The sequence below is a fragment of the Plantactinospora sp. BC1 genome (genome assembly GCF_003030345.1).
Lineage (GTDB): Bacteria > Actinomycetota > Actinomycetes > Mycobacteriales > Micromonosporaceae > Plantactinospora.
Map to the genome: position 1 here is coordinate 2,218,117 of NZ_CP028158.1, position 13,234 is coordinate 2,231,350.

The following is a 13,234-nucleotide window of genomic DNA, read 5'->3' on the forward strand; positions in this document are numbered from 1 at the left end:
ACTCAGTGCGCCGTCACGGCCGACCGTGCACGTCCCGCGTCCCCTGCACCGGATCCGGTCGATCTCTACGGGAGGCCCAGTGCCCGCACTGCCGTCCAGCGTGCCCGCCGCGGTGCTCGACACCACCTCCACCGCCCTGCTGACCACGGCCGAGAACGGCGAGGTGACCTGGTACAACCGGGCGGCGCAGCGACTCGGCCAACTCGTCGGGGCGGACATCGGCTCGCTGCCCTTCGACACCGCCACCCCGGGCGGACCGCCGGTCGAGTTGCGCTGCCCGACGGCCGACGGCACGGTACGGCACCTGCGGGTCACCTGCCGGCGGCTGCCGCCGCTGCCGCGTACCGACCCGGAGCCGGACGGCCACCTGGTGTACGAGCTGATCGACGTCACCGAGCAGCGTGCCGACCGGCGCCGTGCCGACGACTACGCCTGGCGGCTCTCCCACATCGAGCAGTTGGCCCGGGTCGGCACCTGGGAGTGGCACCTCCCCACCGACCAGGTGGTCTGGTCACCCACCCTGAAGGCCATGATCGGGCTGGCCCCGGAGACCGCGCTGGACTACCCGACCTACCGGACGATGATCCATCCGGACGACCTCGGGATGATCGAGGCGACCCTGGACCGGGCGATCCGGGAGGCGAGCCCGTTCACCTACACCCACCGGATGTACCTGGCGAACAGCCGTCAGATGCGCGTCCTGGAGTGCTACGGCGAGGTCTTCACCGACGAGTCCGGCCGGCCGCTGCGGATGCTCGGTACGGCGCACGACATCACCGAGATCCGGCAGGTCCAGGACGAGCTGGCGTACCTCGCCGAGCACGATCCGCTGACCGGGCTGCCGAACCGGCGGGCGCTGACCGCGAAGCTGAGCCAGCTCACCGGCACCGACGGGGCGACGGCGGCGGCCCTGCTCCTGATCGACATCGACAACTTCAAGGACATCAACGACCTGCGCGGGCACGCCATCGGCGACGAGGTGCTCCGGCTGCTGGCCCGGCTGCTCCCCGACCACCTGCCCGCCGACGCGGTACTCGGCCGGCTCGGCGGGGACGAGTTCGCCGTGCTGCTCCCCTCCTGTGACGCCGACGGGGCGCTGGCGATCGGGGCCGGGCTCTGCGACCTGGTCGCGCACACCCCGCTCGCGGTGCGCGGCGAGCCGCTGCGGGTGACGCTGAGCATCGGCGCCGCCCCGCTGGACGCCGCCGACGACGACGCCCTGCTGCTCGCGCACGCCGACCTGGCGCTCTATCAGGCCAAGGGCGAGGGTCGAAACCGGGCCCGGCTCTTCGCGCCGGAGCAGCAGCGGCTGGCCGCCCAGCGGGTCGACCTGGTCTCCCGGGTACGCCGGGCGCTGGACACCGGTCAGTTGCAGCTCGACGCCCAGCCGATCATCGACCTCGGCGACGACCAGGTGCGCAGCTACGAGCTGCTGATGCGGGTACGCGACGACCAGCACCGGCAGATCGGTCCCGGGGACTTCCTGCCGGCGCTGGAGCGCGGCGACATGATCTACGAGCTGGACCGTTGGGTGGTGGAGACCGCCACCGGAGCGCTCGCCGCGGCCCGGGGCGCCGGGGTGGAGCTGCGGCTGGACGTGAACATCTCCAGCCGTTCCCTGGAGGATCCGAGCTTCGGTGACTGGGTGGTCGGCACCCTGGCCGCCGCGGGCGTACCGGCGACCCAGCTCGGCCTGGAGATCACCGAGACCACCGCGATCGCCAACCTGGCCGCCGCCCGCCGGCTCGCCTCCACGCTCACCTCGGCCGGCTGCCGGTTCAGCCTGGACGACTTCGGCGCCGGATACGGCTCCTTCGTCTACCTCAAGCACCTGCCGTTCAGCGCGGTCAAGATCGCGGGTGAGTTCGTCCGGCACGCCGACCACGGCGGCTCCGACCCGATCCTGATCGACGCCGTGGTGCGGGCCGCGCACGGGCTCGGGATGCGGACCGTCGCCGAGCACATCGACCGGCCCGAGCTGGTGCCGGTGCTGCGCGACCTCGGCGTCGACCGGGGCCAGGGATACCACCTGGGCCGGCCCGAGCCGCTGCACGAGCTGATGGCCCGGACCATCGCCCGGTCCGGCGTCTCCGCCACCATCCGGTAGCCGCGCCGTCAGTCGGCGGCGAGTGCCGCCACCTCGTCGGCGCAGCCCCAGCCGAGGGTGACCCCGGCGCCGCCGTGCCCGTAGTTGTGGATCAGCCGGGCCGGTCCGGCCAGCCCGGTGGCGTCCTGCGCCAGCCGGGCTCCGCCGAGCCGGCCGGGCCGCAGCCCGGCGAGCTGCCCGAGCACCGGCGCCCCGGCCAGTTCCGGGACCAGCGCGACGCACCGGGCCAGGATCGCGGCGCCGGCCTCGTCGTCGGGCCCGGTCTCCGTCCGGTACGGCTCGAAGGTGCCGCCCAGCACCACGTCCCGGGAGCGCGGGTGTACGTAGGTGATGCCGGCCGGGTTCTGCTCGTCGCGTACCGAGGTGTCCAGGCCCGGGTTGCCGACCAGCACGATCCGGCCCCGGATCGGGTGCACGGCCGGGTCGTCGGCGAGTTTGCCGGCGGCCAGCCCGGTCGCGTTGACCACCAGCGGTGCCCGCCGCGCCGACGGCCACACCTCGGCCGCGATCGCGGGTACGTCGGCGAGCCGGTCCACCCGGTGCCGGCGTACCGGCACGTCCAGCCGGCCGAGCCGGTCGACCAGCCAGTCGAGGTACGGGCCCATCTCGACGGTCGGCACGGTGAACCGCCACTGTCCGGCGTACCCGGCCGGGGGCGCGGCGGTGCGGAAGTCGGGGACCGCCGGGGCCCACCACGGGTGCCCGGTCACCGGCTCGCGCAGCAGCATCCGGGTCGGCCGCATCACCACCCCCGGCACCTCCCGCCGGGCCTGTCCGGCGAGCACCTCGAAGGTGCGCCGGGCCCAGCCCAGCACCCGGGGGTCGCCGCTGGTCCGGGTCGGGTACCACACGGCGGCGGCGATCCGGGAGACCGTGTCGGCCGGTTCGTCGGCGGTCAGCACCGTCACCCGGGCACCGGCCTCGGCCAGCCGGATCGCGGTGGTCAGCCCGACCACCCCCGCGCCCAGCACCACGACGTCGCGCATCCGACCAGCCTGCCGGTCGATCCCGAGACAGACAACCTCCCGCAGGGTAATCGAATTCTCACTCAATGTCCATACAGGAAGACCCCTAAAGTGCGCCGGAACCCCGTAAGTAAATAAACTTGCTTGACGAGGGATCAATGAGGGTTTCTGCGCATGAAAGGTACGACTATGCTCAGGACCGTGAAGGAAGAGATGGACAGCGAGCTCAGCGCTTCCACCCGGACCCAGCGCTACGTGGTGGTGTCCGAGGTCGTCGTCGAGGTCGAGAACGACTATCGACTTCGGGCGGCGGCACTGGTCAAGCTGGACGCCGTGGCGTCCAGCACCCCGGAGGGGCTGGAGCGGATGCGCAGCCGCATCGAGGGCGACACCGCGGTCGCGCTCGACTTCCTCACCGATCCCGTCGCGGCGATCGCCGCCGCCGACGGCATCCGCGCACACGGCCACGGCATCCGGGTGCGCCGGTATCTGCCCCGGGACGACGGCGACGGCGGCCCCGGAGCCGAGGAGCGGTAACGGATCCCGGGCCGGGCCGCCCCGGCGTCACCGGGGCAGGATCCGCTCCAGCAGCAGCGGGACCAGCCGATCCGCCTGGTCGTCCAGATAGAAGTGGCCGCCGGGCAGCGAGTGCACGTCGAGCCCGGCGTTGGTGTGCACCACCCACCGCCGGGCGTCGGCGGCGGTGAAGGTGTGGTCCCGGTCCCCGACGATCGCGGTGATCGGGCAGTTCAGCGGCTCGCCGGCCGCGTAGCGGTAGGTCTCGATCAGCCGCAGGTCGCCCCGGACCATCGGCAGCGTCAACTGCCGGATCTCGTCGAGTTCCAGCAGTTCCACGCCGCTGCCGCCGAGTTCCCGCAGATACGCGACCACCCCGTCGTCGTCGCGCAGATGCACCCCGATCGAATGTCGGGCCGACGGTGCCGGACCGGCCGACACGAAGAGCCGGCGCACCGTCAACGAGTCGCTGCGGCGCAACCGGCGGGCCACCTCGAAGGCGACCACGGTGCCCATGCTGTGCCCGAAGAAGACCACCGGTCCGGTCAGTTCCCGCTCGACCGCCGCGACGATCTCGTCGACCAGTACGCCCATGTCGTCGATGACCGGCTCGCCGTACCGGTTCTGCCGGCCCGGGTACTGCACCCCGATCACCTCGATCGAGTCGGGCACCAGTTCCGCCCAGCGCCGGTAGCCCGCCGCCCCGCCGCCCGCGTGCGGGAAGCAGACGAGCCGTACGGTGGCCCGGGGCGCGGCCGCGAAGCGGAGGAACCAGTCGTTCGTGACCCTGCCGTACGTGCTCACCGGCGCAGCCCTTTCCCTCGGTGGAGTTGTCCCGGGCGGAGCCGGGTGGTCAGCCGTTCTCCTTGGCGCCCGGGCCCGGGCGGCTGCCGAACGTCCGGTCCAGCGCCGCGTACCGCTCGTCGGCCGTCTCCTCGTCCGCGGCCTGTTCCATGGCGAGCGCCCGGACCAGGTCGTGGAAGAAGTATCGCGCCTGGCTCGAACCGTCGACCTGGACGACGTCCAGCAGTCGGGCGTCGACCAGTTGCTCCAGCAGCTCCCGCGCGGTGGCGAGGGTGACGTCGAGCAGCACCGCCGCGGTCCAGATGGCGAACCGGGGCGCGTCCAGCAGGGCCAGCAGCCGGAAGGCACGCCGGGCCGGCTCGTCCAGGCCCTGGAGGCTCAGCGCCACGCTGGCCCGTACCTCCAGGTCGCCGATCCGCAGCTCGTCCAGCCGCCGACGCTGGCTGGAGAGCCGGTCGGCGAGCCGGGCCAGCCGCCAGTGCGGCTTGGCGGTGAGCCGGGCACCCGCGATGCGTACGCCGAGCGGCAGGTGCCCGCAGAGTTCGACGATGCGTACCGCGGACTCCGGCTCGGCGGCCACCCGGGCGGCACCGACGATCTTGGAGAGCAGCTCCAGCGCCTGCCGGTGTTCGAGGACGTCCAGGTCGATCAGGGGTACGCCCTCCAGCGCCGCCAGCCGGGCCCGGCTGGTCACCATCGCCGCGCAGGTCGGGCTCTCCGGCAGCAGCGGGCGTACCTGCTGCTCGCTGGCGGCGTTGTCGAGCAGCACCAGTACCCGCCGCCCGGCGAGCCGGTTCTGGTAGAGCTGGACCCGCTCCGCCATCGACGGCGGGATCTCCGACGCCTCCACCCCGAGCGCCCGCAGGATGGTGCCGAGCAGGTCCACCGGGTCCGCCGGCTGTGGTCCGGCGCCGCGCAGGTCCAGATAGATCTGCCCGTCCGGGTACGACGAGCGCAGCAGGTGTCCGACGTGGATCGCCAGGGCGGTCTTGCCCAGCCCGGCCATCCCGCCGATCACGCAGGCGAGCCGCCGCCCACCGTTGTCCGCCCGGGTACGCAGCAGCGCGACCACCTGGGCGGCCTCCCGGTCCCGGCCGGTGAAGTCGGCCACGTCCGGCGGGAGCCGGGCCGGCAGCGGTTCGGCCGGGGTACGCCGGACGGCCACCCGGACCTCCGGCGCCGGCAGGGTCAGCGACGCCTCGGCGGCCAGGATGGACTTGTGCAGGTCCTGTAGCTCGCGTCCCGGGTCGATGCCGAGTTCCTCGGCGAGCAGGTGCCGGTAGTCCTGGTAGCTGGCGAGCGCGTCGGCCTGCCGGCCGCAGCGGTAGAGCGTCAGCATGAGCTGGCCGCGCAACTGCTCGCGCAGCGGGTCCGCCGCGACCAGCCCGGTCAGCTCGACGACCAGCCGCCCGTGCTGGCCGAGCGCCAGTTCCGCGTCGATCCGGTCGCCGAGCGCGGCCAGCCGCGCCTCCTCCAGGCGGGGCCGCTCCGCGTCGCTGAGGAACTCGGTCACCCCGGCGAGGGCGGGGCCGCGCCACAGCGCGAGGGCGCCGCGCAGCGCCTCGGCGGCGTCGGCGGGCCGGCCCTCGGCGAGGGCGTCCCGGCCCCGCGCCGCGAGCTGCTCGAAACGCACCAGGTCGAACCGCTCGGGTGCGACCCGCAGCACGTAGCCGGGGCGCTGCCGGACGATCTCGGCGTCCGGTGCGAGCTTGGCGCGCAGCCGGGAGACGTACGTCTGGATCTGCGCGGCGGCGGTGACCGGCGGGTCGTCGCCCCAGAGCACCACGGCGAGCCGCGAGTCGGAGACCACCCGACCCCGGGCGAGCAGCAGTACGGCGAGCACGGTGCGTACCTTGGACGCGCTGAGTTCGACCAGGCCGGTCGAGTCGACCACCTCGACCGAGCCGAGGATCCGGAATTCCATCTCCCCGGGCCGGGGGTGGCCGGTCACGCCCGGCCCGGTGGAATCGACCGGTGCCGGAGCCGGCGGGGTTCCGAACATCAGGACCTCCCCGCCGGACGTCATCGGAAGTCCTTGCCGTGGCTCACCGCGAGCGGCCGGCCGACCGCGCGGTAACGGCGCCGGGTCTCGATGTCCAGGTCCTCGTAGACCGGGTCGAGGGCGTCGGCCATGAACAGCTCCCGCATCAGCGCCCGCTGCACCTTGCCGCCGGGCGACTTGCGCACCTTGCCGGGGCGCAGGAAGGCCACGTTGGCCACCCGTACCCCGAAGCACCGGCTGAGCCAGTCCTTGACGCCACGGGCCAGCGACGAGAGCGTCGCCGGGTCGGCCGGCTCCGCCTCGACCTCGTGCAGGACGACGATCTCCTGTCGGGGCGACGGCACCGCGAAGACGGTGCCGGTCAGATCGGCGAACCGGGTGTCGGAGGTGCGGACCGCCTTCTCCATGTCGTGCGGATAGAGGCTCCGCCCGCCGATGACCAGCATCTCGCGCATCCGGCCGAGCACGTAGAGCTCGGCGCCGGCCCAGACGCCGAGGTCACCGGTACGCAGGTAGCCGCCCTCGCCGTCGGCGGTGGTCGCCTCGAAGGCCCGGTCGCTCTCCACCTCGCGCCGCCAGTAGCCACGGGCCACGCTCCGGCCCCGGATCCAGATCTCGCCGAGCCGTCCGTCGGGCAGTATCGCGGTGGTGTCCGGGTCGACGATCCTGACGTCAAGACCATTTACCGTGCCGCTACTGACAAGCGATCTCGCCGCGGCCGCATCGGTCGCCGCCGGCAGCAGGATGTTCTGTTCCAACCGGCTCGGATCGAACCGTTCCACCGCGAGCGGACGACCGGGTCGGGTGCCGGAGACGAACAATGTCGACTCGGTGATGTGATAGCCGACCCGCACCGCTTCGCGACGGAACCCGGCCGGCGCGAACCGGTCGGCGAATTCGATCAGCGGCTCGGGCTCGATCGGATCCGCCCCGCCGACGCAGGCGTGCTCCCACCGGGCCAGGTCCAAGCCTCTGACCTGCTCGTCGGTCACCCCGCGCGCGCACATCCGGTAGGCGAAACCGGGCGCGGAACTGATCCGCACATCGCATTTGTCGATAGCTTTCAACCAACGGAACGGATCGGTGAAAAAATCATCGGGCGACATGAGCACGGTGGTGGCGCCGCGATAGAGCGGTTCGAGCAGCATTTTGAGCAGACCGGCGCCGTCGTGCAGTGGCAACCAACCGAGGGAACGGTCCTGCGGCGTCAGCGAAAACGCGTCCCTGAACATTTCGAAGTTGTGCGCCAGGTTCTCATGGCTGATCATCACACCTTTTGGATCGCTCATGGACCCGGTCGTATAGCGCAGCAGTGCCAAGGTGCTCGAACCGATGTGCGTCGGCCCGTCCCAGGCACCCGGGGCAGCCGGCCCGGCGAGGTCGGTGGCGGTGCAGAGCAGCCGGTCCAGCCCGTCCTGGCTCATCCAGTCGGAGACCGTGACCAGGCTTCCGCTGTCGGTCAGCACGATCCTCGGGTCGGAGTCCAGCGCGATCCCGGTGGCCCGCATGAGGTGGTGCTTGTCCCCGTCGGGCAGCGGGGCCGGCACCGGGACGACACCGGCATACATACAGCCCAGGATGCTTTTGACGAACTCTAGGCCCGTCGGATAGAGCAGTAGTGCGCGATCGCCGGGACGACAGCGGTCCCGGAGTCTGCCGGCCAACTGCCGGGCAGCCCGGTCCAGCTCGCCGTAGCTCAAGGACTCCGAACGTTCTTCACGTTCGTCCCAACGGAGGAGGACAACAGCCTCCCGGTCCGGATCCTGGTCGGCGTGTCGGGCGACCCGCTCCACCAAACCCACGATTCCCACCCGCATTTCCCCCCAAAATGTTGGCTACAGGAAGCGTGGCCAACCACGGCGGGCCGCCGAATGAGCGACAGGCTCCCAGCGGCCACGACCGCGGACGCCAGTACTCCCAAACGCTCACGGACGGTTCCGCCTACGATATCGGTGCACCGATATTCAATCAAGTCAGGTTGGAGACAGCGATAAGAACTTCGAGCGAAACATCGGGATAACGTCCCGTCGCTTATCGAGTCCGGGCCTTCACTACCGAATGGTAACCTTGTCTGCATTGCCGCAATGTCCCGCCCACCAGGGCAATTGGCCCGGCCGGCCGGGATACTCACCGTTTCTTTGCCGACGCAAACAACATAGTCGGGCGTCGTGTGGATACGGCCGCGTATCCAGAAGACAAGACAGTTTCACATACTCGTCCGTAACCAGGGCGATCCGCAGCCGGAACAGGCCGGGCGGAGTCGGAAATAGGGGACGGCATGCGAGAAGCCCGCCCTGGCGGCCGGGTGGCTGCCAGGGCGGGCTTCCGCTCGCGCTGGGTCGGGCTGGGGTCAGGCGTTCGACGGCTCCGCCATCGCCACCGCGATCTGCCGAGGGCCGGTGAACGGCTCGCGGCCGTGCGCCGCGAGCATGTTGTCGACCACCAGCACGTCGTCGTACTGCCAGTCGAACCGTACGGTCGCGGCACGGTAACAGTCGCGCAGGTGGGAGATGACGTCGTCCGGGATCCGGGCCCCGTCACCGTAGTAGGTGTTCGTCGGCAGGTCCTCCTCGTCGAACATCTCCAGGACCCCCTCCCGGACGTCCCTCGGCAGCGTCGTCACGTGGAAGAACGTGGCGTGGTTGAACCACACCGCCTCGCCGCTGACCGGGTGCGTGTGCACCGGCTTGCGGACCGCCCGGGTCCGCAACCCGCCGCCGTCCCGCCATTCGGTCTCGATCCCGTTGCCCGCGCAGTACTCCGTGACGGCCGCCCGGTCGTCGGTGTTGAAGATCTGCTGCCACGAGGTGCCGAACGAGCCGTGGAAGTTGCGCACCACCATCCAGCCCCGCCGGACGAACTCCTCGCGGATGGTCGGGTCGATCGACCGGTACACCTTGCGGATGTCGGCCAGCGGGGTGGCCCCCCGGGTGGCCGGCGCCTGTCGGCAGTAGAAGTAGAGGGTCAGCGGCCACACCGCCTGGTAGGAGTTCTCGTTGTGCAGGAAGATCTCCTCTTCCGGCGGGTAATCGGTCGAGGTGTAGACCTGGCCCTTGATCGTGCTCCGCGGCGAGGAGCGCTCCGAATAGGTCAGCGGCGGGCCGGAGAGCGCGCGCACCACCGCGTCGAAGCCGTCGACCCCACCGACGGAGAAGCCACGCAGCAGCAGCGCACCCCGCTCGTTGAGGATCTTCCGCAGGCCGGCACGCTCGGCCCGGATCAGCTCCCCGATCTCGGCGCCGGCCGACTCGCGGGTGACCAGGTGCGGCATTGTTCCGATGTCAGTAGTGGAGGAAGTCATGGTCCGGCCCTTCGGTCTGGACAACTCCGCGCGGCGATCCGGCGGCTCAGTCGGACATGGCAACCAGGACCCGGCGCCGTCCGGTGAACGGACGCCGGCCGTGGCCGACCAGTACATTGTCGATCAGCAACACGTCGCCCTGGCACCAGTTGACATCGACGGCGCTCTCCAGACCGCGATCGCGTACCTGGATAACGTAGTCGTCGGGGATCGGAGTGCCGTCGGCGAAGGTGACCGACTGCGGAAGCTCGTCCGGCGGCAACACCTCGGCCAGCGACTTCGCGGTCTCGTCACCGAGCGCCGCCGGGTGCCACTGGTCGGACTGGTTGAACCACACCTCGACCCCGGTCACCGGGTGCCGGGTGGTGGAGGGGCGGTCCTGGGTGACTCGCAGCCCACCGTCGGACTTCCACTCCCACTTCGCCTCGGTGCTGCTCAGGAACGCCTCGACCTCGTCCCGGTCGGCGGTCTCGAAGGTGTCCTGCCAGCTCTTGCCGAGACCGAAGCCGTCGTGCAGGTTCTGGGTGTAGCGCACCCCACCGGCGTACGCGGCGCGCACCTCCGGGTCCAGCGAGTGCAGCCAGAGTGCGGCGTCGACCACCGGAGTGGCGCCACCGGTCTCCGCCGCCGTGTGGCAGAAGAACATCAGCCGGGACGGCCACTGGTGGGCGTACGACAGCTCGTTGTGCATCGAGATGGTGAACTCGGGCGGGTACTCGGTGGAGGTGTAGACGTTCTTCCCCACCTTGGTGCGCGGCGAGTTGCCGTGCACGTACGCCAGCCGGTTGGGCAGCAGCCGGTCCATGACCGGGTCGAGCGTCTCCTCCGTCACCTGGAAGCCGCGGAAGACCAGCGCCTTCTCGGCGGTCAGCAGCTTCTCCAGGTCCGGCGTCGTCGAGAGGTAGTCGACCAGCCCCTGCGGGCTCGCCGCCACCCCGGCGGCCGCCGGGTCGATCTCCATCGGTCTCCAGGTCTGGTGACCTTCCATCGGACTCTCCCTTCGAGGGGACTCCCGCGAAAGGTGGAGACCGGTAGCGGGAATCGGAAGGTAATGCGTCGGTGACACAGCCGTCATCCAGTCCAAGGATGCAGGCAAGATCTATACTTTCTCGATACTGCGGCCATTGGCCGACTGAGCTGCGGCAACGGTCGGGCCGGCGGCGCCGTTCCCGGTCCGGACACCGGCCGCCGGAGGCACGTTGTTGCGGCCGGGCGCCGCGTGCCGGCCGAGTCGGCGGACCATCCGGGCGTTGTCCGGAGTCCGGGCGATGCCCCGCACCGCCGGACTGAGCACGGCGAGCACCACCAGCGACGACATCACCGCGCTGAGCCACAGCACCGTCGGCCGGATCCCGGCGCCGGCCAGCAGCACCCCGCCACCCAGCGCGCCGAGGAAGTTCGACCCCGAGGCCAGCAGCGTGGCCACCGCGCCGACCCGACCCATCATCGGATCCGGGGTGATCCGGACCATGTACACCATGCCGACCACGTTGAAGAGTCCGCCGACGTAGCTGTTGGCGGCGAAGATCACCGACAGGTGGACCGGGTTGGTGGTGAAGGCCATCAGCGGCACCGTCACCGCCCAGGCGGCCAGCCCGCCCACCACCAGGGCCCGCAGGGTGGCCCGGCGCAGCCACCACATGCCGCTCAGCGCGCCGAGCATCCCGCCGATGCCACTGGCCCCGATCACCGCGCCGACCACGGCGGCCGAACCGCCGCCGTTGCGGATGATGACCATCAGCGCCAGGGTGAGCGCCTGGAAGACGGCATTGCTGATCGCCACGAACCCCAACACGGTACGCAGGAAGCGCTGTTGCCACATCCAGGCCAGCCCCTCGGCGATGTCGGCGCGCAGCGTGGTGACGCGTCGCTCCGTACGGGCCTGTTGGAAGGGCTTGCGGATCAGCAGCAGCGCGATCAGGGAGCCGAGGTGGGCGATCGTGGTGAAGAGGAACGGCGCCCACTTGGCCGCCGTGAAGAGCACCCCGCCGACCGGCTGGCCGATCAGCACCGCCGCGCGGCCCCGGGCCTCGTTCTGGGTCAGCGCGGTCGACAGCTGATCGGCCGGGACGAGCTGCCGGACGGCGGCCCGCTCGCCGAGCTGGTAGAAGACGCTCAGGCTGGTCTGCACGAACGCCACGACCATGAGCTGAGGCACCCAGATCCGGTCGAGCAGCACGGCCAGGGCCACGCTGCCGGTGGCGACGAGACAGCCCAGATCACAGAAGATCATCATCCGGCGGCGGTCCCAGCGGTCGACGAACGCACCCGCCGGCAGCTGGACCAGCAAATGTGGCAGCAGCGCCGCGGCGCCGACCAGGCCCGCGTTCCCGGCCGAGCCGGTGTACCAGAGCACCAGCATCGGGTACGCGATCGAGGTGATCCGGGCCCCGATCAGGGTGCCGGCCGCCCCGACCCAGAGCAGCAGGAAGTCCCGGTTGCGGCGCAGCGGGACACTCGGCGGGCCTGGTTCGGCCGGCGCCGGAGGTTCACCGGGAGGTGGCGGCGGGGCACCACGCGGCGCCGCCCCGCCGGATGGCGGGGCGGGCTCCTCCACGATGCTCACGATCCGGACCCCGGCGGCCCGTCGACCGGGCCACGGCGGCACCACTCCAACACCGCCATCGCGCTGTGCATCTTGTTCTCCGCCTGCTCGAAGGCGATGCTCGCCGGGCCGTCCAGCACCTCGGCGGTGACCTCCTCGCCCCGGTGCGCCGGCAGGTCGTGCATGAAGACCGCGTCCGGGCTGCCGACCCAGAGCCCGGCGTCGACCTGGAACGGCGCGAAGATCTCCCGCCAGTTCGGGTCGGGCTTGCTGGTGCCGGTGGTCTGCCAGCGGGTGGTGTAGACGACGTCGAAACCGCCGGGCAGCTCCGCCATGTCGTGCCGCTCGCGGATCGTCGCCGTACCCCGGGCCGCCTGCGCCGAGGCGGTCGCCCTGATCTCCTCGGTCAGCCCGTACCCCGGCGGGGTACGCAGCTCCAGGTGGGTGCCGGCGTACCGGGTCAGGGCCAAGGCCAGCGCGGCGGCACTGTTGTTGCCCTCGCCGACGTAGAGCACCCGCAGCCCGTCGATCCGTCCGAAGTGGTCGAGCATCGTGGTCAGGTCGGTCAGCGCCTGGGTCGGGTGCTCGTCGGCGCTCATCGCGTTGACCACCGACATCCGGTCCTGGTCGGCCAGTTGCCGCAACTCCGCCGGGTCACCCGAGGTGCGGGCCACCAGCACGTCGAGCATCCGGGACATCACCCGGCCGGTGTCGGCGTGCGTCTCGCCGGTGTTGAGCTGGAGGTCCTCCGGCCCGTACGCGACGATCTGCGCGCCGAGCCGCAGCGCGCCGCTGGAGAACGCGGTCCGGGTCCGGGTCGAGGTCCGCTTGAAGTAGACGCCGACCACGTCGCCGTCGAGCGGCCGCTCCCGCCGGGCCTGCCCGGACCGGAACCGTACCCCCCGGGCGACGATGGACCGCAGGTCCTCGTCGGTCAGGTCGTTGATCGAGATCAGGTGTCGCACCGTCCGCGCCTCCTCCCGCACCGGACCGG

10 protein-coding genes are annotated in these 13,234 nt (G+C 71.3%); 2 read left to right on the forward strand and 8 right to left on the reverse strand.

Going from position 1 to position 13,234, the window contains the following annotated elements:
- Window positions 1-79 precede the first annotated feature (79 nt).
- The gene (locus C6361_RS09355) at window positions 80-2,107 is read left to right on the forward strand and encodes a bifunctional diguanylate cyclase/phosphodiesterase (protein ID WP_107267493.1); all 2,028 of its coding nucleotides are present in this window, start codon (window positions 80-82) and stop codon (window positions 2,105-2,107) included.
- Window positions 2,108-2,115: 8 nt separating this feature from the next.
- Here the strand turns inward: C6361_RS09355 and C6361_RS09360 are convergent, their stop codons facing one another.
- Window positions 2,116-3,093, reverse strand: a complete 978-nt coding sequence (locus C6361_RS09360) for an FAD-dependent oxidoreductase (RefSeq protein ID WP_107267494.1) — start codon at window positions 3,091-3,093, stop codon at window positions 2,116-2,118.
- Window positions 3,094-3,261: 168 nt separating this feature from the next.
- Between C6361_RS09360 and C6361_RS09365 the strand changes: the two genes are divergently transcribed.
- A complete protein-coding gene (locus C6361_RS09365; protein ID WP_159079261.1) occupies window positions 3,262-3,609 on the forward strand; it encodes a hypothetical protein in 348 nt (115 codons plus the stop codon).
- Between the two features lie 27 nt (window positions 3,610-3,636).
- Here C6361_RS09365 and C6361_RS09370 read toward each other — a convergent pair whose 3' ends face one another.
- The 7 genes from C6361_RS09370 to C6361_RS39170 form a co-directional block, all read right to left on the reverse strand.
- Window positions 3,637-4,392: a thioesterase II family protein gene (locus tag C6361_RS09370; RefSeq protein WP_107267495.1), complete on the reverse strand. Its 756-nt coding sequence runs from the start codon at window positions 4,390-4,392 to the stop codon at window positions 3,637-3,639.
- 49 nt (window positions 4,393-4,441) lie between these two features.
- A complete protein-coding gene (locus C6361_RS09375) occupies window positions 4,442-6,394 on the reverse strand; it encodes an AfsR/SARP family transcriptional regulator (RefSeq protein WP_159079262.1) in 1,953 nt (650 codons plus the stop codon).
- 20 nt (window positions 6,395-6,414) lie between these two features.
- A complete protein-coding gene (locus C6361_RS09380; protein WP_107267497.1) occupies window positions 6,415-8,211 on the reverse strand; it encodes a fatty acyl-AMP ligase in 1,797 nt (598 codons plus the stop codon).
- A 533-nt stretch (window positions 8,212-8,744) separates the two neighbouring features.
- On the reverse strand, window positions 8,745-9,665 hold the full coding sequence (locus C6361_RS09385) for a TauD/TfdA family dioxygenase (RefSeq protein ID WP_234359428.1): 921 nt from the start codon (window positions 9,663-9,665) through the stop codon (window positions 8,745-8,747).
- A gap of 76 nt (window positions 9,666-9,741) precedes the next feature.
- Complete coding sequence (locus C6361_RS09390; RefSeq protein WP_107267499.1) at window positions 9,742-10,683, reverse strand: TauD/TfdA family dioxygenase; 942 nt, start codon at window positions 10,681-10,683, stop codon at window positions 9,742-9,744.
- A gap of 111 nt (window positions 10,684-10,794) precedes the next feature.
- Window positions 10,795-12,261, reverse strand: coding sequence for an MFS transporter (locus tag C6361_RS09395; protein ID WP_159079264.1), 1,467 nt, complete (start codon window positions 12,259-12,261; stop codon window positions 10,795-10,797).
- Window positions 12,258-13,205, reverse strand: coding sequence for an ornithine carbamoyltransferase (locus C6361_RS39170; RefSeq protein ID WP_107270847.1), 948 nt, complete (start codon window positions 13,203-13,205; stop codon window positions 12,258-12,260). The genes C6361_RS09395 and C6361_RS39170 overlap by 4 nt, the downstream gene beginning before the upstream one ends.
- Between the last annotated feature and the right edge of the window lie 29 nt (window positions 13,206-13,234).

Bases quoted from the DNA above. Each gene is read 5' to 3' on its own strand.
- C6361_RS09360 (WP_107267494.1), bottom strand. From the start codon at position 3,093: ATGCGCGACGTCGTGGTGCTGGGCGCGGGGGTGGTCGGGCTGACCACC.
- C6361_RS09365 (WP_159079261.1), top strand. From the start codon at position 3,262: ATGCTCAGGACCGTGAAGGAAGAGATGGACAGCGAGCTCAGCGCTTCC.
- C6361_RS09375 (WP_159079262.1), bottom strand. From the start codon at position 6,394: ATGTTCGGAACCCCGCCGGCTCCGGCACCGGTCGATTCCACCGGGCCG.
- C6361_RS09380 (WP_107267497.1), bottom strand. From the start codon at position 8,211: ATGCGGGTGGGAATCGTGGGTTTGGTGGAGCGGGTCGCCCGACACGCC.
- C6361_RS09385 (WP_234359428.1), bottom strand. From the start codon at position 9,665: ATGCCGCACCTGGTCACCCGCGAGTCGGCCGGCGCCGAGATCGGGGAG.
- C6361_RS09390 (WP_107267499.1), bottom strand. From the start codon at position 10,683: ATGGAAGGTCACCAGACCTGGAGACCGATGGAGATCGACCCGGCGGCC.